Source organism: Variovorax defluvii, from assembly GCF_039541515.1.
Classification (GTDB): domain Bacteria; phylum Pseudomonadota; class Gammaproteobacteria; order Burkholderiales; family Burkholderiaceae_C; genus Variovorax; species Variovorax defluvii.
The window spans coordinates 252,611-274,337 of the sequence record NZ_BAABGJ010000001.1 but is presented as its reverse complement, the minus strand read 5'-3'; the positions used below and the strand labels follow the sequence as shown (position 1 = coordinate 274,337).

21 protein-coding genes are annotated in these 21,727 nt (G+C 67.9%); 7 read left to right on the top strand and 14 right to left on the bottom strand.

Annotated elements, in window-relative coordinates; all coding sequences use genetic code 11:
- Positions 1–98 precede the first annotated feature (98 nt).
- A complete protein-coding gene (locus ABEA07_RS01320; protein WP_345535364.1) occupies positions 99–1,016 on the bottom strand; it encodes a 5'-nucleotidase in 918 nt (305 codons plus the stop codon).
- A 4-nt stretch (positions 1,017–1,020) separates the two neighbouring features.
- The gene (gene gspF, locus ABEA07_RS01315; protein ID WP_345535363.1) at positions 1,021–2,253 is read right to left on the bottom strand and encodes a type II secretion system inner membrane protein GspF; all 1,233 of its coding nucleotides are present in this window, start codon (positions 2,251–2,253) and stop codon (positions 1,021–1,023) included.
- Between the two features lie 104 nt (positions 2,254–2,357).
- Between gspF and ABEA07_RS01310 the strand changes: the two genes are divergently transcribed.
- On the top strand, positions 2,358–2,936 hold the full coding sequence (locus ABEA07_RS01310; RefSeq protein WP_345535362.1) for a hypothetical protein: 579 nt from the start codon (positions 2,358–2,360) through the stop codon (positions 2,934–2,936).
- A 127-nt stretch (positions 2,937–3,063) separates the two neighbouring features.
- Here the strand turns inward: ABEA07_RS01310 and gspE are convergent, their stop codons facing one another.
- From gspE to gspG, 10 genes are all read right to left on the bottom strand, one after another.
- The gene (gene gspE, locus ABEA07_RS01305) at positions 3,064–4,485 is read right to left on the bottom strand and encodes a type II secretion system ATPase GspE (RefSeq protein ID WP_345535360.1); all 1,422 of its coding nucleotides are present in this window, start codon (positions 4,483–4,485) and stop codon (positions 3,064–3,066) included.
- An 11-nt stretch (positions 4,486–4,496) separates the two neighbouring features.
- Positions 4,497–6,791, bottom strand: a complete 2,295-nt coding sequence (gene gspD, locus ABEA07_RS01300; protein WP_345535359.1) for a type II secretion system secretin GspD — start codon at positions 6,789–6,791, stop codon at positions 4,497–4,499.
- A 2-nt stretch (positions 6,792–6,793) separates the two neighbouring features.
- Positions 6,794–7,591: a type II secretion system protein N gene (gspN, locus tag ABEA07_RS01295; RefSeq protein ID WP_345535357.1), complete on the bottom strand. Its 798-nt coding sequence runs from the start codon at positions 7,589–7,591 to the stop codon at positions 6,794–6,796.
- Positions 7,592–7,601: 10 nt separating this feature from the next.
- The gene (gspM, locus tag ABEA07_RS01290) at positions 7,602–8,159 is read right to left on the bottom strand and encodes a type II secretion system protein GspM (RefSeq protein WP_345535356.1); all 558 of its coding nucleotides are present in this window, start codon (positions 8,157–8,159) and stop codon (positions 7,602–7,604) included.
- Positions 8,156–9,364, bottom strand: coding sequence for a type II secretion system protein GspL (gene gspL, locus ABEA07_RS01285; RefSeq protein WP_345535355.1), 1,209 nt, complete (start codon positions 9,362–9,364; stop codon positions 8,156–8,158). The genes gspM and gspL overlap by 4 nt, the downstream gene beginning before the upstream one ends.
- 131 nt (positions 9,365–9,495) lie before the next feature.
- Positions 9,496–10,626 carry a type II secretion system minor pseudopilin GspK gene (gene gspK / locus ABEA07_RS01280; protein ID WP_345535354.1) on the bottom strand — a complete coding sequence of 377 codons (1,131 nt, stop codon included), beginning with the start codon at positions 10,624–10,626 and terminating at the stop codon, positions 9,496–9,498.
- Positions 10,623–11,294, bottom strand: a complete 672-nt coding sequence (locus tag ABEA07_RS01275) for a prepilin-type N-terminal cleavage/methylation domain-containing protein (protein ID WP_345535352.1) — start codon at positions 11,292–11,294, stop codon at positions 10,623–10,625. Before ABEA07_RS01275 ends, gspK begins: the two co-directional genes overlap by 4 nt.
- Positions 11,294–11,677, bottom strand: coding sequence for a type II secretion system minor pseudopilin GspI (gene gspI / locus ABEA07_RS01270; protein ID WP_345535351.1), 384 nt, complete (start codon positions 11,675–11,677; stop codon positions 11,294–11,296). Before gspI ends, ABEA07_RS01275 begins: the two co-directional genes overlap by 1 nt.
- Positions 11,674–12,174 (bottom strand): prepilin-type N-terminal cleavage/methylation domain-containing protein, encoded by a 501-nt coding sequence (locus tag ABEA07_RS01265; RefSeq protein ID WP_345535350.1) that lies wholly within the window; start codon positions 12,172–12,174, stop codon positions 11,674–11,676. Before ABEA07_RS01265 ends, gspI begins: the two co-directional genes overlap by 4 nt.
- Positions 12,149–12,589 carry a type II secretion system major pseudopilin GspG gene (gene gspG, locus ABEA07_RS01260; RefSeq protein ID WP_345535349.1) on the bottom strand — a complete coding sequence of 147 codons (441 nt, stop codon included), beginning with the start codon at positions 12,587–12,589 and terminating at the stop codon, positions 12,149–12,151. Before gspG ends, ABEA07_RS01265 begins: the two co-directional genes overlap by 26 nt.
- Positions 12,590–12,652: 63 nt before the next feature.
- On the opposite strand from gspG, the gene ABEA07_RS01255 reads away from it, so the two are divergent.
- Entirely contained in the window at positions 12,653–13,174 is a 522-nt protein-coding gene (locus ABEA07_RS01255) for a type II secretion system protein N (protein ID WP_345535348.1), read from the top strand.
- A 1-nt stretch (position 13,175) separates the two neighbouring features.
- On the opposite strand, the gene ilvA is transcribed toward ABEA07_RS01255, so the two are convergent.
- A complete protein-coding gene (gene ilvA, locus ABEA07_RS01250; RefSeq protein ID WP_345535347.1) occupies positions 13,176–14,729 on the bottom strand; it encodes a threonine ammonia-lyase, biosynthetic in 1,554 nt (517 codons plus the stop codon).
- A gap of 256 nt (positions 14,730–14,985) precedes the next feature.
- On the opposite strand from ilvA, the gene ABEA07_RS01245 reads away from it, so the two are divergent.
- The gene (locus ABEA07_RS01245) at positions 14,986–15,435 is read left to right on the top strand and encodes an OsmC family protein (protein ID WP_345535399.1); all 450 of its coding nucleotides are present in this window, start codon (positions 14,986–14,988) and stop codon (positions 15,433–15,435) included.
- A gap of 22 nt (positions 15,436–15,457) precedes the next feature.
- On the opposite strand, the gene coq7 is transcribed toward ABEA07_RS01245, so the two are convergent.
- A complete protein-coding gene (gene coq7, locus ABEA07_RS01240) occupies positions 15,458–16,081 on the bottom strand; it encodes a 2-polyprenyl-3-methyl-6-methoxy-1,4-benzoquinone monooxygenase (protein ID WP_345535398.1) in 624 nt (207 codons plus the stop codon).
- A 282-nt stretch (positions 16,082–16,363) separates the two neighbouring features.
- On the opposite strand from coq7, the gene ABEA07_RS01235 reads away from it, so the two are divergent.
- The 4 genes from ABEA07_RS01235 to ABEA07_RS01220 all read left to right on the top strand — a co-directional run bounded on the left by ABEA07_RS01235 (position 16,364) and on the right by ABEA07_RS01220 (position 21,720).
- On the top strand, positions 16,364–17,617 hold the full coding sequence (locus ABEA07_RS01235; RefSeq protein ID WP_345535346.1) for a porin: 1,254 nt from the start codon (positions 16,364–16,366) through the stop codon (positions 17,615–17,617).
- Positions 17,618–17,801: 184 nt separating this feature from the next.
- Complete coding sequence (locus tag ABEA07_RS01230; RefSeq protein WP_345535345.1) at positions 17,802–19,382, top strand: ABC transporter substrate-binding protein; 1,581 nt, start codon at positions 17,802–17,804, stop codon at positions 19,380–19,382.
- A 104-nt stretch (positions 19,383–19,486) separates the two neighbouring features.
- Entirely contained in the window at positions 19,487–20,467 is a 981-nt protein-coding gene (locus tag ABEA07_RS01225; protein ID WP_345535344.1) for an ABC transporter permease, read from the top strand.
- Complete coding sequence (locus tag ABEA07_RS01220; RefSeq protein WP_345535343.1) at positions 20,467–21,720, top strand: M20 aminoacylase family protein; 1,254 nt, start codon at positions 20,467–20,469, stop codon at positions 21,718–21,720. The genes ABEA07_RS01225 and ABEA07_RS01220 overlap by 1 nt, the downstream gene beginning before the upstream one ends.
- Positions 21,721–21,727: the final 7 nt, after the last annotated feature.

Genomic DNA, 21,727 nt, shown 5'->3' with positions numbered 1-21,727 from the left:
CGGGAGCGGCGCCCCGCGGGCATCGTAGCGCCCGCGGCTGCCGCATTCTTAATCCGCGCTGAATCCGGCGTCCCGGCGCCGCCGCGTCGAGCGTCGGTTCACACCGACTCGGGCGGCACCACCAGGTTGCTGATGCCGCTGGCCACATGGCCCGCCGGCACGTGGCGGGCCGCCGATTCCACGTGCCCGGTCTGGTCGTCGAAGAAGAAGTCGGGCTCGAACTCGCGCAGGAATTCGCCCTTGGGCAGACCGCCCAGGAACATGGCCTCGTCGACCCGGATGTTCCAGTTCATCAAGGTCTGGATCGCGCGCCGGTGGGCGGGTGCGCCGCGTGCGGTGACGAGGGCGGTGCGGATGCGCATGCCGGTCGTCGAGGCCTGCTGCAAGCGGTGCAGCGCCACGAGGAAGGGCTTGAAGGGACCGGCGCCGAGCGGGACCGACGCCTTGCTGCTCTCGTGGGCCTGGAAGGCATCGAGGCCCTGCTGCTGGAACACCCGTTCGGCCTCGTCGGAGAAGAGGACTGCATCACCGTCGAAGGCGATGCGGACTTCGTCCGGGTGCAGGGCGCTCGCCAGCGCGCCGTCGACCCGCACGTGCGCGGCAGGAAAGCCGGCCGAGAGCGCTTCCCGCACGTCGGAGGCATTGGCGGACAGGAAGATGTCGGCGTTGAGCGGCCGCAGATAGCGGTACGGCGGCCGTCCCTGCGTGAACACGCCCCGCTGCACGCGCAGTTCGGCCGCGGCGCCGGAGTTGAAGATGCGCATGCCCGAGACGGGGTCGTTGCGCGAGAGGATGACCACCTCGACGCGCTGCACGCCGTCGTCGTTGAAGCGCAGCAGTTTGCGGATCATCGAGTAGGCGATGCCGGGGGCTGCCGGCACGTCCTGGCGCTCGAGCTGCAGGCGCATGTAGGCGTCGGGGTCGCCCGCGTCGAAGAGGCGGTTCTCTTCTTCCAGGTTGAACAGGGCGCGCGAGGAGATCGCGACCACGAGTTTGTCGTCCAGGGTGACCGGCATGGAGCTACTTCACGAACTGGTTGAGCTGGATGATCGGCAGCAGCACGGCCAGCACGATCAGCATCACGACGCCGCCCATGGCGACGATCAGCAGCGGCTCCAGGATGGTGGCCAGGTGCATGGCGCGCCGCTGCACTTCGGCGCCGAGCTGGGTGGAGGCGCGCTGCAGCATCAGCGGCAGTGTGCCGGTCTGCTCGCCCAGGCGCGCGAACATCGAGACGATGCCGGGGAAGCGCTTCTTCTGCGCCAGCGCCGAGGCCAGCGGCGCGCCCTCGCGCACCAGCACCAGCGCATCGAGTGCATCGGCCCGCATGGCGGTGTTGCCCAGCGTCTCCGATGCGGCCTGCAGTGCGCGCAGGATGGGCACGCCGGCGGTGGCCAGCATGGCCAGGGTGCTGGCGAAGCGGGCCGCGTTGTAGCCGCGCGAGAGGCGGCCGACCAGCGGCAGCTCCAGCCAGGCGGCGTCGAAGCGCTCTCGGACCGTGGCGCGTGCCAGCGCCATGCGCGAGCCGATGGCCGCCAGCACGATCACGCCCAGCATCAGCCAGCCGTAGTTGCGCACGAAGTCGCTCAGCGCGAGCATGGCCACCGTGAGAAAGGGCAGGGCGCGCTTGGTGCCGGCGAACACGTTCGCCACCTGGGGCACCACGTAGCTCACCAGGAAGACCACGATGACGATCGCGACGAGGGTGACGATGGCGGGGTAGAGCGCGGCGCCGACCAGCTTCTGCTGCAGGGCCTGGCGCTGTTCCAGGTCGTCGGCCAGGCGCTCGAGCACGAGCCCCAGGTTGCCGCTCTGCTCGCCGGCGCCGATCACTGCGGTGTAGATCGGCGAGAACTCGCGCGGATGCTGCGACAGTGCCCGGCCGAAGGGCGAGCCCGCATTGACGTCGGCGCGCAGCGAGGCGACCAGGTTGCGCTGCTCCTCGGTCTCGGATTCCTCGGTCAGCGCGGTGAGGGCGCGTTCCAGCGGCAGGCCGGAGGAGACCAGCCCGGCGAGCTGGCGCGTCCAGACCGCGAGGGTGGTGGCGTTGAAGATGCGGCGGCGGCCGATGACGCGGCGCCAGCCGCCTGCGGCGGCAGGGCCCCCTTCGGCGCTGCCGACCGCCGTCACGTTCAGGGGGATCAGCGATTGGGCGCGCAGCATGCCGCGCGCGCTGCGCGCGGTATCGGCCTCGAGCACGCCCTTGCGGGGCTGCCCCTGTTGGTCTATGGCTTCGAAGGAATAGGCGGGCATGGGGACTGGCGGCAAAATGCGCGAGCCCGCATTGTCGACCCTTGGCGCAGCCTTTTCGCCGTGCGGCTTTCACGACAACCAACGACAACCTCGAAGGAGTCTCCATGTCGCTTCGCCTTCCCGCCCTGGCCCTGGCTGCCGCGCTGGGCGCGCTCGCGCTGCCTGCCGCCGCGCAGGACCGTCCGACCTACAACGGCTATCTCTGCTGCAACCTGCGCACCGATGGCAGCTGGATCAGCGACAGCAACTACGCCGAGAGCGGCAAGCGGGTGATCCCGGTGGGCACACCGGCGCAGGTGACCGGCTACGGCCGCTACCGGGTCAACGTGCTGATCGATGGCAAGAAACAGGACATCGGCAACGACTACAGCCGCGACCTGGACCTGGGCACTTTCGCAAAGCGCTACGTGGTCACCGAAGACCCGGCGGCGCGCATCGCCAGCTTCCCGCCAAAGATCCGGGAGGCCATCAAGGCGGCGCGCGTGACCAAGGGCATGACGCGCGAGCAGGTCGCGATGGCGGTGGGCTACCCGATCAGCAGCGAGAACCCGACGCTCGACGCGCCGGTGTGGCGCATGTGGCTGGGGAGCTTCAGCGAGTTCCAGGTCTTGTTCGACGCGAAGGGGCAGGTGCGGGCGGTGGAGACCGATCCGCAGACGCGCAACCTCGTCGTGATGGAGTGATGACGGCCCCCCGGCTATTTGCTTCGCTTCGCTGCGTGTAACTGCACCCCCCGAAGGGGAGCCTCGGCCGCCTTGGGCGGCCCGGCGGCGGCCGATGGGCGCCCTGGGTCGCCGATCACTTGCCCTATCACTCGCGCGTGACGCGAAGCAATTCGGCGCGCGAGGTGATGCCGCTCTTGACCAGCCGCTCCCCATCCTCGCGCATCGAGCGCAGTCCGCCGCGCTCGGCGGCCACGAAGAGCTGGCTCTCGGGCGCGCGGTTGTGCACCAGCGAACGGATGGTGTCGTCGGCCACCAGCAGCTCGAAGATGCCGGTGCGGCCCTGGTAGCCGGTCTGGCCGCAGGCCTCGCAGCCCACGGGCTCCGCTTCGTCCCCCGCTGCCGTCGGCGTGGCGCACACCGGGCACAGGCGGCGCACCAGGCGCTGGGCCAGCACGCCCAGCAAGGAGGAGCTCAGCAGAAAAGGCTCCACCCCCATGTCGGTCAGGCGCGTGACCGCACTGACCGAGTCGTTGGTGTGCAGCGTGGCCAGCACCAGGTGGCCGGTGAGCGAGGCCTGGATCGCGATCTGGGCAGTCTCGAAGTCGCGGATCTCGCCGATCATGATGACGTCAGGGTCCTGCCGCAGGATGGCGCGCAGGGCCTTGGCGAAGCTGAGGTCGATCTTGGCATTGACCTGGGTCTGGCCGACGCCGGGAAGTTCGTACTCGATCGGGTCCTCCACCGTCATGATGTTGCTGTGGGCGCTGTCCAGGCGCTGCAGCGCGGCATAGAGGGTGGTGGTCTTGCCCGAGCCGGTGGGGCCGGTCACGAGGATGATGCCGTGTGGCTGGCCGATGAGGTGCTCGAAGCGCGAGAGCGTGTCGCCCTGCATGCCCACCGCCTCCAGTGTGAGCCGGCTCTCTGATTTGTCCAGCAGCCGCAGCACCGCCCGCTCGCCGTGGGCGGAAGGCAGGGTGGAGACCCGCACGTCCACCGCGCGGGTGCCGATGCGCAGGCTGATGCGCCCATCCTGCGGCAGCCGCTTCTCGGCGATGTCGAGGTCGGCCATGATCTTCAGGCGCGAAATCAGCGCGGCATGCAGTGCGCGATTGGGCTGCACCACCTCGCGCAGCGTGCCGTCGATGCGGAAGCGCACCGAGGATGTTCGCTCGTAGGGCTCGATGTGGATGTCGCTGGCGCCGTCGCGCGCCGCCTGCGTGAGCAGGGCGTTGAGCATGCGGATGATGGGCGCGTCGCCGGCGCTCTCCAGCAGGTCTTCGACGGCCGGCAGCTCCTGCATCATGCGCGAGAGGTCGGCATCGCTCTGCACCTCGCTGACCACCGCGGCGGCGTTGGATTCGCCCTGTGCGTAGGCGGCGCTGATGCGGCGCGCCAGGTCATCGGCCGGCAGTGGCTGGAACGCCTTGACGGCGTACTTGCGCACCACTTCGCCCAGGGCACTCTTGGCGGGCGACTGGGGCATCCAGAGCGTCAGGGCACCGTCGTCCGACTCTTCCAGCAGCAGTTGCTGGGTGCGCGCGAAGGCATAGGGCAAGGGGTAGCGCATGGCGCCGTCCTCTAGGGCAGTTCGCGCCCGGTCGCCGGGTCGGCCGTGGGCGGCAGCGCACCCCTGAGCGGGCCGGCGGGCAGCGGCATGTGCTGCGGCGGCATCGGCGGCGGAATGAGGCGCGTGCCCTCGATGCGGCGCGATGGATCGCCTTGCTTGACCTCGGGCAGCGGCGGCAGGATCACCGAGTCGCGCACGGCGTTGAGCATCGGGTTGTCGGTGGCTGGCTGCGTGGTCTGTTGCAGCGCGCGCAGCGCGTCGTAGCGGTCGGCGGTGATGGCATCGCCCGAAAGCTGGTCGCGCACGACGGTGGGGCGCAGGAACACCATGAGGTTGGTCTTCTTGCGGCTGCGCACTTCGCTCTTGAACAGGTTGCCCAGCACGGGCACGTCGCCGAGGCCCGGCACCTTCTCGGTGGAGTTCGAGTACTCGTCGGCCAGAAGGCCGCCCAGCACGATGACGTTGCCGTCGTCCACCAGCACGTTCGACTCGATCGAACGCTTGGTGGTGGTCGGGCCGTTGATGTTGTTGACCGTGGAGGCGACCACGCTGGAGACTTCCTGGAAGATCTGCATCTTGACCGTGCCGGTCTCGCTGATCTGCGGGCGCACGCGCAGTGTCAGGCCCACGTCCTTGCGCTCGATGGTCTGGAAGGGGTTGACCGTGTTGTTGTTGCCGCCGGTGTTGGTGTACTGGCCGGTCACGAAGGGCACGTTCTGGCCGACGACGATCTTGGCTTCTTCGTTGTCCAGGGTCAGCAGGTTCGGCGTCGAGAGCACGTTGCCTTCGCCGTTGGCGGACAGGAAGCGGGCCAGGAAGCCCAGCACGTACTGGTTGCTGCTGCCGTAGCGGTGCCCGATGCCGAAGTTGAAGCCACTCGAGGGCCGCGCGGCGGTGTTGCCGGTCGCCAGGCCGACGGCCAGGTCGATGATGTTGGCGCCGCCCAGGCTGGAATTGGTGCCGATCACGCCCACGTTGCGGTCGCCGGTGCTGCCGATGCCGCTTTGCCACTGGATGCCGAATTCGGCCGCCTTGTCGGCATTGACCTCGACGATCAGGCTCTCGATGAGCACCTGCGCGCGCCGGCTGTCGAGCTGTTCGATCACCGCACGGATCTGGCGGTACTGGGGCTCGGGGGCGCTGATGATCAGCGAGTTGGTGGCAGGATCGGCCTGGATCTGTCCGCCGGTGGACGGTGGCGCGGTGGTGCTGACGGGCGTGGTGGCGGCGCTCAGGCCGCCACCGCTGCCGGACAGGCTGAACTGCTGTTGTTGCTGCTGCTGCTGAGGTGCGGACTGGACGGCCGTCGCGCCGGGCGCGCCCGGGGTGCCTGTGCCGCTGGGCTGGGCGGCCGCGAGCGCTGCGCGCAGGGTGGTGGCGATGCGCACCGCATCGGCGTTCTTCAGGTAGACCACGTAGATGTTGCCGGCGGCGCCGTTGCCGCTCTCGGCCGGCGGACGGTCGAGCCGCTGGATCAGGGAGCGGACCAGCTGGGACCGTGCGGGGTTCGCTGCCCGCATGATGATCGCGTTGCTGCGCGGCTCGGCCAGCAGGGTGGTGCGGAAGGAGGCATCGACGGTGCCGGGCGCCCCGCCGGGTCCTCCGGGGGTGGCCGAGCCGCCCTCGACCAGGCGGGTGAGCACGGGCACCAGGTCGGTGGCGACCGAATGCTTGAGCGGGATCACTTCCACGTCGGAGGCGTTGGGCACGTCCAGCGCGGCGATGATGCGGGCCAGGCGCCGCATGTTTTCCGCGTAGTCGGTGATCACCAGCGAGTTGTTGCCCGGGTTGACGTTGATGGTGTTGTTGGGCGCGATCAGCGGCCGCAGCACCGGCAGCAGGTTGTTGGCCGACTCGTAGTTCAGCTTGAAGACCTGGGTCGCGATCTGATTGCCGGCCAGGCTGGCGGTGGCGGAGCTGGAGGTCGTGACCGCGTTGCTCTGCAGCTTGGCATCGGCCTCGGGCACCACCTTGTAGAGACCCTCGGACTGCACGATCGAGAAGCCCTGGAGGCGCAGCGCCGCGGCGAACTGGTTGAAGGCCGCGCTGGGCGAGATGGGCCGGTCGGTCTGGAGGTTGATGGTGCCCTTCACGCGCGGATCGACCACCACGTCGCGGCCGGTCACGACGGCCATGGTGCGCGCGACGGACTCGATCTCGGCATTGGTGAAATTCAGCGTGATCGGCTCGCCGCGGCGCGGGGCGTCCTGCGCGAAAGCCGCCGGCAGGCCGGTGGTGCCGATCAGCAGATGCACCGCGAGGGCGACGGTGCAGAGGCGCAGGGCACGGGTGGATGGTGATGTCATGGTCAACCCAGGGTGATGATCGAGCGCGCGCCCTCGCGTCGCCCGATGATGTTCAACAAGTTCGACAGCGCGTCCTCGCGCCCCGGCGCGGCGCTCGCTTCGCCGTCGAAGCGCAGGGCGCGGCCGGTCCAGCGGCCGCTGCCGTTGAGCTGGAGGCTGCCCTCGCGCGTGGTCAGCAGCAGGGTGGGTTGGGGCCCGCCTTCCAACGCGATGCGGTAGCTGCCCATCGGCCGCAGCGTGGACAGGCTGGAGGAGATGTCGGTGGCATCGAGCGTGGCCCGGCCGGTCAGCCGCAGCACCGGGCCGCTCCACTGCATCGTGAAGCCTTGCATGGACAGGTCGAGCACGCCTTCTGGCTTGAGCGTGTTCCAGGGTGCGCCGAAGCCTGCGAGCAAGGCCGCCGGCCAGCGCGATTGGCCGTCCTGCCAGGTCAGCTGCAACCCCCCGGGGCGCGGCCGGGCGTTGAGCTGCAGGGGGCGCGGCGCGCAGCAGGGGATGCGCAGCGTCGCCGCCACGCCGTCCCAGCGCGGGCGCAGGGTCCAGCTCAGGGCGCCGGGCAGCGAGATGGATTCGACGCCGCCCGCGCCGCTGGCGAACACGACGCCGGCGGTGCCCTCCCAGATCGTGCCGCGTGCATTGACCAGCTGGAGGTGGCCGTCGCTCCATCGTGCCAGGCCGGCGGCCAGCCAGCGCGCCGGGGCGTAGAGAGAGAGAGCCAGCAGCACGCCCAGGATCAGGCCCAGCAGGGCCCAGCCGCGGCCGGTGGTCGCGCGGGCGGAAGGATCGTGTCTCGTGGCCATGGCGCGACGCTCAGCGGGGCGGCAGGCCCATGACCACGGTGCCGTCCCAGCGCGGGACGGGGCGCTCGCCGCTCTTGGCTGGTGCCGTGCCGCCGCCCTCGGCGGGCGCGCTCTGCGCACTGCGGGCGAGATGGACTTCGCGCGGGACCGCGCGTGCATTGGTGCGCGCCTGGGCCAGCCATTGCGCCAGCGTGTCCGCCCGCAGCGCGCGCACCGCGACCGACACGCCTTCGCCCGAGGCGGCGGGCTGGAGCTGGGCGTTGGGGCCGAGGCTTTCGCGCACCGAGCTCTCGAGGGCACGCATGGCGTCGTCGCGGCTGGCGCGGGGCTGCGCCTGCAGGGCCTTGGCCTGGGCCTGCAGGCCGGTCATCTGCTGCAGCTGCGCGTCGAGCCGGGCGTGTTCGGCCGGTGCGGCGGACAGGGTGCGCAGCGCCGGAGCCAGCGCTACCCACCAGAGCAGGGCCAGCAGCACCACCGCGGCCGCGGCGCCGATCAGTCGTTGTTCGCGGGGTTCCAGCTCGGGCCACCAGGCCTGCCAGCGCGCTTGCAGCGCCTCCAGCCAGTTCATCGCTGCGCCTCCGCCTGCACCAGGAGCAGGTCGCCCTCGCTGCGGGCGCCGTAGCCGCGCGCCGACAAGGTGGCCGCAATGCGGCTGGCCTCGGAGGGCTGCAGGCCCAGCCCGCGCAGCCGCAGCTGGCCCGCGGTGTAGTCGATCGCGGTGGGCACGCGGCCCGGCGGCAGGCTGGTCGCCACCGCGCTGAGCATGGGCTCGAGGTCGATGGCCGAGACACCGCCGGTGGCCTGCTGCAGGGTGGCGACTTCGCGCGCCATCTGCACCGGGGCATCGACCACCAGCTGCACCGAGGGGAAGGTCTGCCGCAGGATGTTGTTGACGGCGGCCCGCTTGTTGTCGAGCGCGCTGCGCTCCTTCCAGGCCCAGGCGTTCAGGCCGATCAGCTGGGCCACCAGCAGCGCCAGGGCGCCCCAGCGCGCGAACCGCCATTCGGGACCGTGCCACAAAGTGCGCCAGATCGCGGCCAGCTTCTTGCCCGCGCGTGCGCGGCCGGTGGATGCGAGGTCGAACTGCGCCAGGTCCCAGGGGGCCTGGCTGGCCTGCCACCAGCGCGCGGCCGGCTTGACGATGGGCACGCGCCGCCCGAGCAGGCTTTCCGCCAGTTCGGCCACGGCCGGCTCGGCCAGGACGGCGGCGCCCTCGGGGACGGGGCCCACGAGCGCGGCGCCCGCTGCATCGAGCGGCAGCAGGGTCACGCCCTCGCTGTCGCACACCACCAGCTGCGCAGTGCCGGGTTCGCCGATGGCGAACAGCATCGGCGCCGCGCCGGCAGGTTGCGGAACGAACTCCGGAATGATGCGGGTGACGCGGCGGCCGGCGCCTTCCAGGGCCTGCACCACGCTGCGCAGCCAGGGCCGGCTGCAGGCCGCGACCCACACAGGGATGCCGACGCGGGCGGTGGGTTCGAGCGCGAAATGCAATTGCTCGGGGTCGTCGAGCAGCCGGTCCTCGAGCAGGCCGGCCAGGACCGAGCGCAGCTTCACGGCGCCGCTCAGGCTGCCCTGGGGCAGGGTCACGGCGTGCCAGGACAGCATGGCCGCCGGCACGCCGAGGATCACCTCGTCACTGCTCGGCAGCAGGGCCGGCGGGGCGCTGCCCTGCGAGCGGAGCTTGCGGCCGTCGCTGGACCAGACTGCCCAACCGTAGTCGCCGCCGACGGGGGCGGGTGGGAGGGGGGCAGTGACGAGCAGCAGGGCCATGGGGATCGATGAGGGGTCGCCATTGTAGGTGGATGGTTAACATCGCCGCTACAAATTCAATAGCGTCGGCGGCGCGTGGCGTGGGGTCTGCGATGTGTTTTATCCGATATGCGTGACCAAAGGTTTCGCTCTCAGGATTTCGGTGGGGTGGACGTGGTGCCGGCGCCACGTTCGCGCCAGAGGATGCGCAGCTCGATGCCGTCTCGCTGCAAGAGCGAATGCTCCTCGACCCAGGTGCGATCGAGCCGCAGGCGGCCCAGGACCTCGAAATAGCGGGTCGCCACGCTGTGGGACTCGTTGAACTGCGAGGTGCCCTGGGGCAGCTCCAGATTCGCTTCCTGGACCGAGCTGAAGTATTTGCGGGCCCGGCGTGCGACCAGCCGCTTGGCGGTCGCCAGGTCGAGCGAAGGCAGGCTGGCGGCCAGGACCTCGGCACTGGCGGTGTTGATGTTGATGGGACGCGGCTCCGGAAGGATGGTGACGTACGGCTCCAGCGCGCTTACCGTGGAGGGCGACAGGCCGAGCCAGACCAGTTGGTAGGTCCGCAGGGGCAGCAAGGGGCCTGCGGACGTGCCGTCGGTCTGCTGCGTTGCAGTCCGGGTGCTGCCGCCGGATGTTCCCCCTGGAGCACCGCTGGTCGTGGTCGTCGGGGTCGTACCAGTGCCGGTGCCAGTGTTGGTATTTGTGCCAGTGCCGGTGACCGTGCCCGGAGACGAGGCCGCGGCCGGCGCCACGGGCATGGCGCTGCGCAACTGGGCCACCAGGATGGGCACTTCCTGCACCGGCAGGCCCAGCAGCTCGAACAGCTTGGTGAAGGATGCAACCGCTGCCGGCACCGGGGCACCATTGGACACCAGGTTCATCACGTTGAGCTTGGACTGGGCATCGGTGATGCGGCCCGCCAGGAAGGCCTCCGGCAAACCCTCCATCGCGTCGCTGGCGATGTTCTTGTCGGCCGCGAGAAAGCTCGACAGCTTGGCTTCTTCCAGCGGAATGGCCCAGGGTTCCGCGAGATGGTCCGGGCCGGACGTGCCGCCCGCACGCGCGTCCTCGCGCAGGATCAGGCGTGACCAGTCCAGCGCACCCACGAGCACCCAGGCCGATTGCACGCGCGCGCGCTCGGCCGCCTCGACCTCGACCGCGCGCCATTGCTGCCACAGCGCGGCGGCGGCGAGCGTCGCGACGAGCGTGACGGTCAGCATGGCGGTGAGCAGCGCCGCACCGCGGTGCCGTCGTCGGAATGGGCGGGGCGCCTGCTTCATGACGTGCTCTTGGCCACGGCGGCGGTGGGACGTACCCAGTCGCGGGTGATCAGGCCGGCGAGCGCCGGCCCCGGCGGCAGGTTCAGCACCAGGCGAATTCCATCCGGCAGCTGCGTGCTGGTGGTGAGCGCGGCGGCACCGACCGCAGGGCCCCAGGCGTCGTTCCGGAAATAGAAGAGCTGCCAGCTGTTCAGCGGCATCAGGCCCAGCTCGCTGCCGCGCATGTCATCGCCGCTGCCGCTGCCATCCTGCGCCCAGGCCCCGGCGCGGTCCCAGGCCTGCTGCCAGGCGGGCCGCGTCGTCAGCGGGGGCGACTGCCAGCGGAACCAGCGCACGACACCGTTGGCGTCGGCACGCTGTGTCCAGGCGACGACGTAGACCACCGGCTGGGAGGTGTCGGTGCTGCGACGCGTGAGGCGCAGGGTGCGGCCGTCCCAGTCCAGGGCGCGTGTCTGCGACAGGACGGTGACGGCGTCCAGATCGGCCGTCCATTGCAGGAGCGTGGCCTGCAGCGCCAGCACGGCATCGCCGCGTTCCCGGTTCTGGGACTGGGCGCGCGCCATGCCGTCGAGGCCGCGCCAACTCACCAGCGCGAGCAGGGCCATCACCGCGATCGCCACCATGAGTTCGATCAGCGTGAAGCCGTGGGAGCGGCGCAGCGGGGTCATCAGAAGCGGCCCACGACAGTCGACAGGCGCAGCAGCGGCGCCTCGGCCGCGTCGCGCACCTGCACGTCGACGCGGCGGAAGTTCGGGTTCAGCGTCGGCGTGGTCGAGATGGTGACACCGAAGCTGGTGTTGGCCTGGGTGCAGACCACGCCGGCGTCTCCGATGGCCGGCATCTGGCGCGCGAGGCGGGCCTTGATCAATTCGTTCTCTGCGCAGAGCTGGGCCAGCAGAAGATCCGACTGTCGCTGGCCGTTGCGCGTGAGCGCATTGGTGGCCTGCGTCCCCGCCGCGAGCGCGATCGCGATGATGCCCAGCGCGACCAGCACTTCGACCAGCGTGAAGCCGCGCTGGCGCGTGCCGGGGGACGATTTCGCGTGTCTCATGGCGCGACCACCGCGAAAGGCTTGAGCCCGTCGGTCGCGATGCGCAAGGTGCGCGAGGGCGGGCCCTCCGAGCTGAGCAGCACCTGCTGCGCCGCGATGATCGGTTCGGGGCCGAGCTGCAGGGCCATCACCGCCGAGCCGTCACCCGCCAGCGGCTGTGCCGTGATGCCCTCGGACATCCACGCGGTAGGCAGCGTGCCGGGTTGCAGCCCGTCGAAGACGAAGCTGCCGGGCCCTTGCGGCGTGGGGCGCCAACGCACGGCGATGCCACTCGCGCGCGACTGGGCACGCGCGGCCTCGAGCAGGGCAGACAGGCGTTCCGCTTCCCGGTCGAGCTTTTCCTGGCCGGGGTCGCGCAAGGCCAGGCCGACGCCGGCGGTGGCCAGCGCGATGATCGCGAGCACGACCAGCAGTTCGATCAGGGTGAAGCCTCCGCGACGGCGGCGGCCGGCCAGGCCGGAAGCGACGCGCTTATTGCCAGCTGCCGATGTCGGCATTCTTGCCCTCGCCGCCGGGCTGGCCGTCGGGGCCGAAGGAGAACACGTCGATCTCGCCTTTCAGGCCCGGATTGAGGTACTGGTAAGGGCGGCCCCAGGGATCGTTGGGCAGCTTCTCGACGTAGGGCTTCCAGTTGGGGGCGGCCGGGCCGGTCGTGGGCCGGGTCAGCAGGGCCTGCAGCCCCTGCTCGGCAGTGGGATAGCGCTGGTTGTCCAGGCGGTAGAGCTTGAGCGCCTGCATCAGGTTGTTGACGTCCGTCCGCGCGGCGGTGACGCGGGCATCGTCGGCGCGCTCGATCACATTCGGTACGATCAGCGCGGCGAGCACGCCGATGATGACCAGTACGACCATCAGCTCGATCAGCGTGAAGCCGCGTTGCACGGCGCGTGCGAAGGGGCGTTGGATAAAGGTCATGGAAATGCGGGGAAGGGTGAGTGACACGGCGCTGCCGCCGTCGCTGAATGATAATCCGGCCCCATGTCAGCCTCCTATGCGCCCGCCCGCTGGCCTTCGGCCACCGCGACCACCGTCTTGTGGGCGCTGGCCGCTGCGAGCGTGGTGTTCTGGGGGCTGAGGCTGGCATCGCCGAACGACGCCGTCGCGCCGCCGGCACTCAGCAATAACGGCACGGCGGCGGTCGACCCTGCCGCGGTGGCGCAGATGCTGGGCGTGGTGCAAGGCCAGGCCGCCGTGGTGGCCACGCCCGAAGCGGCGAGCCGCTTCCAGTTGCTGGGTGTGGTCGCCGACGCCGACCAGCAGGGCGCGGCCCTGATCTCCGTCGATGGCCAGCCGGCACGCCCCTTCCGTGTCGGCGCGCAGGTGGCCGAGGGCTACGTGCTGCGGTCGCTCGACCTCCGGGCCGCATCGCTGGGCGCCAGCGTCGACGCGGCGCCGGCCTTTACCCTGCAAATGCCGACGCGCCCCTTGGCGGTGAATGGGCCGCCGCCCTCGGCAGCTCCCTCACCACCGCCGGTCATCGCTCCCCGACCCCTGCGCTGAATCAGGCCTGGAGGAACAGCCGGTAGACCGGGTTGTCCGTTTCCTCGACGAAGGGATAGTCCAGCGTCCGCAGGAATTCGTCGAAGGCGGCATGGTCGGCTGCCGGGACCTGCAGCCCGACGAGGATCCGGCCGTAGTCGGCGCCCTGGTTTCGGTAGTGGAAGAGGCTGATGTTCCAGGTGGGCCGCATCAGGCTCAGGAATTTGAGCAGCGCTCCGGGCCGCTCGGGAAACACGAATCGCAGCAGGCGTTCGTCATGGGCGAGGCTGCTGCGGCCGCCTACGAGGTGCCGGATGTGCTCCTTGGCCAGTTCGTTGTGCGTGAGGTCGATGGCGCCGTAGCCATGCGCTACAAAGGTTTCGGTGATGGTCTTGGACTCGCCGCGCGTCTGAGTGGTCAGGCCGACGAAGACGTGGGCTTCCTTGGCATCGCTGATGCGGTAGTTGAACTCGGTCACGCTGCGCGAGGCGCCCGGCAGCTGTCCGACCAGTTCGCAGAAGCGGCGGAAGCTGCCTCGCTCCTCGGGGATGGTGACCGCGAACAGGGCCTCACGCTCCTCGCCCACTTCGGCGCGTTCGGCCACGAAGCGTAGCCGGTCGAAGTTCATGTTTGCGCCGCAGAGGATGGCTGCGTAGGTCTGGCCCTGCGTGCCATGCTTCTCGACATATTGCTTGATCGCCGCCACGGCCAGTGCGCCGGCAGGCTCAACAATGCTGCGTGTGTCGATGAAGACGTCCTTGATGCCGGCGCACACGGCGTCGGTGTCGACGGTGATGAATTCGTCGACCAATTCACGAGAAATACGGAAGGTCTCCTCGCCGACCAGCTTGACTGCGGTGCCGTCGGAGAACAGGCCGACGTCCGGCAGCGTCACGCGCTGGTTCGCAGCCACCGAACGCGCCATCGCATCCGAATCGCTCATCTGCACGCCGATCACCTTGATCTCGGGGCGCACGGCCTTGATGTAGTTGGCCACGCCGGAAATCAGGCCGCCACCGCCGATGGCGACGAACACAGCGTCGAGCGGGGCCTGATGCTGACGCAGGATTTCCATTGCGATCGTGCCTTGGCCGGCGATCACATCGGGGTCGTCGAAGGGGTGGACGAAGGTAAGTCCGTGCTGGCGTTGCTGCTCCAGCGCATAGCCGTAGGCGTCGGAGTAGCTGTCGCCGTGCAACTGGACTTCACCGCCGAGGGCGCGCACGGCGTCGATCTTGAGTTGCGGCGTGGTCACCGGCATCACCACCACGGCCCGCGTGCCCAGCTTCCGGGCGCTGAGCGCGACTCCCTGGGCATGATTGCCGGCCGACGCGCAGATCACGCCCCGGGCGAGTTGCTCCGCGCTCAGGTGCGCCATCTTGTTGTAGGCCCCGCGCAGCTTGAAGCTGAAGACGGGTTGCTGGTCTTCGCGCTTGAGCAGCACCGTGTTGTGCAGGCGGGCGCTCAGGGCCGCGGCGGGCTCCAGTGCGGATTCGACGGCAACGTCGTAGACACGGGCCGTGAGGATTTTCTTGAGGTAGTCGGAAGGGGACAGCGGTGCAGGCGGCGTGGGCATAGGGCCGCGATCATAGGCCCGCCATCCATACGGGTACGGCAGCACCAAGAAAAAAGCCCCGGGCCTTGCGGTCCGGGGCTAAATCCACCAATTGGGAGGGTGGAGGAGACAACCGATGCACACAATGTCGTGTGCGATGAAATAAAGTATACCGACTCTTTGCTGCGATGCAACAAGGACGTGACACTTTCCCCACACATCAATCGACGCTTGCGTGACTTTTTACGTGGCGTCACGCTTCTGGAGTTTCTACGGAATGGAATGCACAGTGAGTTGGACCGGCAACACCGGCGCGCGATCTGCCATGGGCTTCGTCGCGGAGACCGGCAGCGGCCACGTCCTCATGATGGACGGGGCACCGGACGCGGCCAAACCGGAGACTGGCGGCCAGAACCTCGCGGCCCGACCGATGGAAACCGTCTTGGCCGGCACTGGCGGCTGCACGGCTTATGACGTGGTGCTGATCCTCAAGCGTGGTCGCCATCAGGTCGAGGGCGTCAGCGTCAAGCTGACCAGCGAGCGCGCGCAGAAGGATCCCAAGGTCTTCACCAGCATCCACATGCATTTCACCGTGAAGGGCAAGGGGATTCCGGCAGCCGCCGTCGAGCGTGCCGTCGCCCTCAGCCATGAAACGTATTGCTCGGCCAGCATCATGCTGGGCAAGACGGCCAGGATCACGACCAGCTTCGACCTCGTCGAAGTCTGAGTTGAGAAATCCGGCCGCCTGCTCAGATGCGGTGGGCGACCGTCGTCATCACGCGGGCTGCGAGGCGCATCATCGCCTTGGCGGGGGCGGGCAGTTCTCGCGCGCCGGCACTCCACGCCTGTGCCGCATGCCTGGCTTCGTCCAGCTTCATCTGGATGACCACGGCACGCGAGGCGGTGTCTGCCGCCGGGAGTCGATCCAGGTGACCATCCAGATGGGCTTCGACCTGTCGCTCCGTTTCCGCCACGAAGCCGAGGCTCAGCGGATCGCCGAGGCGGCCGGCCACGAGGCCAAGCCCAAAGGCGCCCAGATACCAGAGGGGGTTGAGCAGAGAAGGCCTCGCGCCCAGCTCATCGAGCCGCTGCCGGGTCCAGGCGAGGTGATCGGTCTCCTCCCGGGCGGCCTCGTTGAAGTGCGTCCGCAGCTTCGGATCCCGAGCAACGGCCGCCTGCGCTGTATACAACGCCTGTGCGCACACCTCCCCGACGTGGTTCACCCGCATCAGAGCACCTGCTTCCAGGCGCTCCGACTTGCTCATCTCGCCCCCCGGCTCCGTCGGAAGGGCCCGTGTCGCGTGCGGCGTGGCGAAAAGAGTGCGGAGGGCCGCATCCGCGGCGCCCAAAATGGCATCAAGCGAAGGGTTCATGGGAGCATTGGAACCGATCTTGCTTGAAAGTCCTGTCGAACCGGTGTTGTTGCATATTGTGGAATCTGGCGGGCTGCCAAAGCTCTGTTGCACTGCTGCAACGAAACTGCAGACCCGCTTCGTTTTTAAGCCGAATTGTTTTGCCCAGACGAAGCGCGTCTGGTGCAATAGCGACAACTTCCTAAAAGGAGGTTGGCCCGGGGTCCGGTAGGAGCACAGAAGTGCCAGTCACGGTGAGCCCTTCGCACCGGAGCCCTATGTTTAACCTTGGAGAAACTTGCAATGAAAAAATCTCTAGTTGCTCTGGCCGCCCTGGCTGTTGCCGGTGTTGCCTCGGCTCAGTCGTCGGTCACGCTGTTCGGCGTGGTTGATGCTGGTATCAGCAGCTACTCGAATAAGTCGGATAACACCACGCTCTTCCCGCTGGGCCTTCCTCCCCTCGGCTATGTCGACAGCATCAAGGTCAAGCGCACCGTGCTGTCCAACTCGGGCTACAACTCCAGCCGTATCGGCTTCCGTGGCACGGAAGACCTCGGCGGTGGCCTCGCCGCCAGCTTCTGGCTGGAAGCCCCGATCTCCAACGACGACGGCCAGCAAGGTATTGCAACCTTTGCTCGTCGCTCGACCGTGAGCCTGTCGGGTGGTTTCGGTGAAATTCGTCTGGGCCGCGACTACACCCCGACCTTCTGGAACGACACCGTGTTCGACCCGTTCGGCACCAACGGCGTTGGCACCAACCTGATCAGCACCGCGAACACCTCGTTCGGTGCATGGGCTGGTGGTGCGACGACCAGCGTTCCTGGCTTCACCAACGTGACCGGCAGCAACTATGTGCGCGCCAGCAACACCGTCGGCTATTTCCTGCCCCCGAACCTGGGCGGCTTCTATGGCCAGGTGATGTACGGCTTCCACGAGCGTGACAAGTACGATCCGGGCACCGTGACCCCGACCGCGCTGAACACCCAGCGTACCGGCCGTTACGTCGGTGGCCGCTTCGGCTATGCCAATGGCCCGCTGGACGTGGCTGCCTCCTATGGTCAAAGCACCGTCGGCGACAACTTCTTCGCTGGCACGACGACCAAGGTCAAGACCTTCAACCTGGGTGCTTCCTACGACTTCGGCGTCGTGAAGCTCTTCGGCGAGTACTCGAAGGCCAAGAACGAAGTCGACAACGAAGCCATCTTCTTCACGCCGACCGCGGACGTGGATCTGAAGGGTTACCTGGTCGGCGTGACGGTGCCTGTCGGCCCCGGCCTGATCCGTGCTTCGTACTCGCACGTCAAGTACGACCTCAACACGCCGTTCATCAGCCCGTTCGTCACCACCGCCGACCCGAAGGCGAACAAGTTCGCGATCGGCTACGTGCACAACCTGTCGAAGCGCACGGCCCTGTACGCGACGGTGGCCCGCGTTCGCAACAAGAACGGTGCCAACCTGACCCTGGGTGGCCCGTCGTTCGTGACCGGTTTCGGCGGCCAGACCTTCACGCCGAAGACCTCTACCGGCTACGACTTCGGTATCCGTCACGCTTTCTGATCTGAGGCTGGCGTAAGCCAGCTTTGTTAGGAAGTTTTTGAAAGCCGCCCGACGCAAGTCGGGTGGCTTTTTTCTTATTCGGGCTTTCGCGAGCAGGGATATCCCTCGGGTCAGTGTTCTTCCGTGTAGCAAGCTGGCCTGTCTGTTGCATAGTCCGCCTTTTCACATGTGACAAAGGATGACCATGGCCCTGACGCGTGCGCTGATACCTGTCGCGATCACCGTTTCCGCTCTGACGACGCCTGTGCTGCATGCCAAGACCTTCAAGTGGTCGAGTGCCAGCGACATCCCCACCCTCGACATCCATTCGCAGAACAACGCGCTTGGCAACGGTGTGCATGCTGCCGTGTATGACTCGTTGGTCTACTACAACAGCAAGACCTTCAAGCCCGAGGCCCAGTTAGCGACCAGCTGGAAGAATATTTCGCCGACGCAGGTGCGATTCACGCTGCGCAGCGGCGTCAAGTTCAGCGACGGCTCGGCCCTGACGGCCGAGGATGTGGTGTATTCGCTTCAGCGCGCGATGGCCAAGACCTCCAACTACGCTGTCTATACCCAGGGCATCGACAAGGTGGTCAAGGTGGATGACAGCAATATCGACATTCTGATGAAGGGCCCCAATCCGGTGCTGCTGAACCAGCTCACCGAATTGCGGATCATGAGCAAGGCCTGGGCAGAGAAGAACAAGTCGGTCGAGCCCAAGGACATCAAGACGCCTGAGGAAAGCTATGCCCACCGCAACGCCATGGGCACCGGCCCCTACATGGTCAAGGAATGGCAGCCGGACCAGCGCCTGGTGCTGGTGAAGAACCCTTACTACTGGGGCAAGCCTGAATCGAACGTCACCGAGATCGTCTACACACCGATCAAGCAAGAGGCCACGCGCGCAGCGGCGCTGTTGTCCGGCGAGGTCGACTTCGTGCTCGACCCCAGCCCTCAAGACCTGGGGCGCCTTCGCCAGAGCGGCAGCCTGAAGGTCATCGACGGCATCGAGAACCGCACCATTTTCTTCGGCATGGACCAGTTCCGCGACGAACTCCCCGGCTCCAACATCAAGGGCAAGAACCCGCTGAAGGACCAGCGCGTGCGCAAGGCCCTCTACCAGGCGATCGACATCGCCAGCATCAATCGCGTGACCATGCGTGGCCTCAGCCAGCCCACGGGCGCCCTGGTGGCTCCGCAGGTCAACGGCTGGACCGAGGGCGTGCACAAGCGCCACCCCTACGACCCGGAAGCGGCCAAGAAGCTGCTGGCGGACGCCGGCTACCCCAGCGGCTTCGAGGTGGATTTCGCCTGTCCGAACAACCGCTACATCAACGACGAGGAGACTTGCCAGGCGGTCACCGCCATGTGGGCTCGCGTCGGCGTCAAGGCCAAGCTGCGCACGCTGCCGCTGGTGACCTACTTTCCGATGATCCAGCGCTACGAGGCCAGCATCTACATGCTTGGCTGGGGCGTGCCGACCTTCGATGCGCTCTACAGCCTGCAATCGCTCACGCGCTCGGTGGGCACAGGCGGCGACGGGAACTACAACGTCGGGCGCTACAGCAATCCGAAGATGGACCAGATCGTCGACCGGGCGAAGACCGAGACCGACATTCCCGTGCGCGACCGGCTGCTGACCGAAGCCTTGCAGTTGCAGAACGATGATGTCTCGCACATCCCGCTGCACAACCAGATCATCCCGTGGGCGATGAAGAAGAACATCGAGGTGGTTCACCGCGCCGACAACCGTCTCGACTGGCGCCTCGTCAAGGTGAACTGATCTGCCTTCGAAGCCTGCTGTTCATGAGCAGCCCGCAACCCGGGGAACCACCTCCCGGGCATGCGCTTTGCTCTGCTAGCATCGATGAACACGTGCTTTGCTGAATGATCGCTTTCGTCTTGCGCCGCCTCATCCAGGCCGTGATCGTCATGATCGCGGTCGCCTTCATCGCCTTCCTCCTGTTCCAGTACGTGGGTGATCCGGTCGTCTTCCTGCTCGGGCAGGATGCGACGCCCGAACAGATCCGCGAGCTGCGCAGCGGCCTCGGACTCGACAAGCCCTTCTTCGTCCAGTTCTGGCATTTCCTGGTCAACGCCTCGCAGGGCGAATTCGGCCTGAGCCTGCGCCAGGGCGCCAAGGTGTCGCGGCTGATCGGCGAGCGCTTCCCCGCGACGCTCGAGCTGGCGCTGGTGGCGGCCTTGCTGGCTCTCCTGATCGGTGTGCCCATGGGCGTCTACACGGCGCTGCGGCGCGGCACTTTCCTCAGCCAGGTGTTCATGACGGTCTCGCTGCTCGGCGTGTCGCTGCCCACCTTCCTGATCGGGATATTGCTGATCCTGGTCTTCGCCGTTCTGCTCGGCTGGTTCCCCAGCTTCGGGCGCGGCGACACGGTGCAATTGGGCTGGTGGAGCACCGGCCTGCTGCGCGCCGACGGATGGCACCACATCGTGTTGCCGGCGGTGACGCTGGCGATCTTCCAGCTCACACTCATCATGCGGCTGGTGCGCGCGGAGATGCTGGAGGTCCTGCGCACCGACTACATCAAGTTCGCGCGCGCCCGCGGCCTGTCCGATCGCGCCATCCATTTCGGCCATGCGCTCAAGAACACGCTGGTGCCGGTAATGACCATTACCGGCCTGCAACTGGGTGGCCTGATCGCCTTTGCCATCATCACCGAATCGGTGTTCCAGTGGCCCGGCATGGGGTTGCTCTTCATCCAGGCCGTGACTTTCGCCGACATTCCCGTCATGGCGGCCTACCTGTGCCTGATCGCACTGATCTTCGTGGTGATCAACCTGGTGGTGGATCTGCTCTATTTCGTGGTCGATCCGCGGCTTCGCGTCGGCAAGGCGGGAGGGCACTGATGGACGCGCCGCGCTTCCAGGCGTCGGGCCGTGCCTTCGCCCACATCGCTCGCTTCCATCCGGAGATCACTGCTTTCCGCCGCGATCTGCACGCGCACCCCGAACTCGGCTTCGAAGAGGTCTACACCTCCGGCAGGGTGCAGGAGTCGCTGCGCGCGTGCGGTGTCGACGAGATCCATCCCGGCATCGGCAGAACCGGCGTGGTGGGTGTCATCCGTGGGCGCTCCACGTCGAGCGGCCGCATGATCGGCCTGCGCGCCGACATGGATGCGCTGCCGATGTGCGAGGACAACGATTTCGGCTGGCGTTCCGCCAAGAAGGGCCTCATGCACGGCTGCGGCCACGACGGGCACACGGCCATGCTGGTCGGCGCGGCGCGCTACCTGGCGGAGACCCGCGACTTCGACGGCACTGCCGTCCTGATTTTCCAGCCCGGCGAGGAGGGCTTCGCCGGCGCGAAGGCCATGATCGACGACGGGCTGTTCGCCCGCTTCCCGGTGGACGCCGTCTACGCGATGCACAACTGGCCAGGCCTTCCCGCCGGCACGGTGGGCATCAACCGCGGTGCGATGATGGCTGCGGCCGATCGCGTGACCATCGAGGTCGAGGGCAAGGGCGGACATGGCGCGCACGCCTACCTCACCATCGACCCTGTGCTGGTGTCGGCTCACATCATCACTGCCGTGCAGAGCATCGTCTCGCGCAACGTGCGCCCGATCGACGCGGCAGTGATCAGCATTTGTGCGGTGCAGGCCGGCGACCTCGGCGCGATGAGCGTCGTGCCCGGCAAGGCGACCCTGGTGGGCACCGTGCGCACCTTCAGCATCCGCGTGCAGGCGCAGGTGGAGCAGCGGCTCGGCGAACTCTGCGCTACCGTTGCAGCCGCCTTCGGCGCGACCGCCAGGGTGAAGTTCGAGCGCATCTACCCGGCCACCATCAATACCGCGCCCGAGGCCATGTTCGCCGGCGACGTGGCGCAGTCCATCGTGGGCGCGCACAACGTCGAACGCAACATGGAGCCCAGCATGGGCGCGGAGGATTTTTCCTTCATGCTGCAGAAGAAGGCCGGCGCCTATCTGCGTATCGGCCAGGATGCCCGTGGAGGCGTCTTCCTGCACAACAGCCGCTACGACTTCAACGACGAGATCCTGCCGCTCGGCGCCGCTCTGCATGCCGGGCTGGTCGAGCAGGGCATGCCCCTGAACGCGGCCGAGCGGGCCGCCCAAGGCGTTGCCGTGACAGCGGCTTCATGACCTGCTC

Coding starts and splice junctions, on each gene's coding strand:
- ABEA07_RS01320 (WP_345535364.1), bottom strand. CDS start 1,016: ATGCCGGTCACCCTGGACGACAAACTCGTGGTCGCGATCTCCTCGCGC.
- gspF (WP_345535363.1), bottom strand. CDS start 2,253: ATGCCCGCCTATTCCTTCGAAGCCATAGACCAACAGGGGCAGCCCCGC.
- ABEA07_RS01310 (WP_345535362.1), top strand. CDS start 2,358: ATGTCGCTTCGCCTTCCCGCCCTGGCCCTGGCTGCCGCGCTGGGCGCG.
- gspE (WP_345535360.1), bottom strand. CDS start 4,485: ATGCGCTACCCCTTGCCCTATGCCTTCGCGCGCACCCAGCAACTGCTG.
- gspD (WP_345535359.1), bottom strand. CDS start 6,791: ATGACATCACCATCCACCCGTGCCCTGCGCCTCTGCACCGTCGCCCTC.
- gspN (WP_345535357.1), bottom strand. CDS start 7,591: ATGGCCACGAGACACGATCCTTCCGCCCGCGCGACCACCGGCCGCGGC.
- gspM (WP_345535356.1), bottom strand. CDS start 8,159: ATGAACTGGCTGGAGGCGCTGCAAGCGCGCTGGCAGGCCTGGTGGCCC.
- gspL (WP_345535355.1), bottom strand. CDS start 9,364: ATGGCCCTGCTGCTCGTCACTGCCCCCCTCCCACCCGCCCCCGTCGGC.
- gspK (WP_345535354.1), bottom strand. CDS start 10,626: ATGAAGCAGGCGCCCCGCCCATTCCGACGACGGCACCGCGGTGCGGCG.
- ABEA07_RS01275 (WP_345535352.1), bottom strand. CDS start 11,294: ATGACCCCGCTGCGCCGCTCCCACGGCTTCACGCTGATCGAACTCATG.
- gspI (WP_345535351.1), bottom strand. CDS start 11,677: ATGAGACACGCGAAATCGTCCCCCGGCACGCGCCAGCGCGGCTTCACG.
- ABEA07_RS01265 (WP_345535350.1), bottom strand. CDS start 12,174: ATGCCGACATCGGCAGCTGGCAATAAGCGCGTCGCTTCCGGCCTGGCC.
- gspG (WP_345535349.1), bottom strand. CDS start 12,589: ATGACCTTTATCCAACGCCCCTTCGCACGCGCCGTGCAACGCGGCTTC.
- ABEA07_RS01255 (WP_345535348.1), top strand. CDS start 12,653: ATGTCAGCCTCCTATGCGCCCGCCCGCTGGCCTTCGGCCACCGCGACC.
- ilvA (WP_345535347.1), bottom strand. CDS start 14,729: ATGCCCACGCCGCCTGCACCGCTGTCCCCTTCCGACTACCTCAAGAAA.
- ABEA07_RS01245 (WP_345535399.1), top strand. CDS start 14,986: ATGGAATGCACAGTGAGTTGGACCGGCAACACCGGCGCGCGATCTGCC.
- coq7 (WP_345535398.1), bottom strand. CDS start 16,081: ATGAACCCTTCGCTTGATGCCATTTTGGGCGCCGCGGATGCGGCCCTC.
- ABEA07_RS01235 (WP_345535346.1), top strand. CDS start 16,364: ATGAAAAAATCTCTAGTTGCTCTGGCCGCCCTGGCTGTTGCCGGTGTT.
- ABEA07_RS01230 (WP_345535345.1), top strand. CDS start 17,802: ATGGCCCTGACGCGTGCGCTGATACCTGTCGCGATCACCGTTTCCGCT.
- ABEA07_RS01225 (WP_345535344.1), top strand. CDS start 19,487: ATGATCGCTTTCGTCTTGCGCCGCCTCATCCAGGCCGTGATCGTCATG.
- ABEA07_RS01220 (WP_345535343.1), top strand. CDS start 20,467: ATGGACGCGCCGCGCTTCCAGGCGTCGGGCCGTGCCTTCGCCCACATC.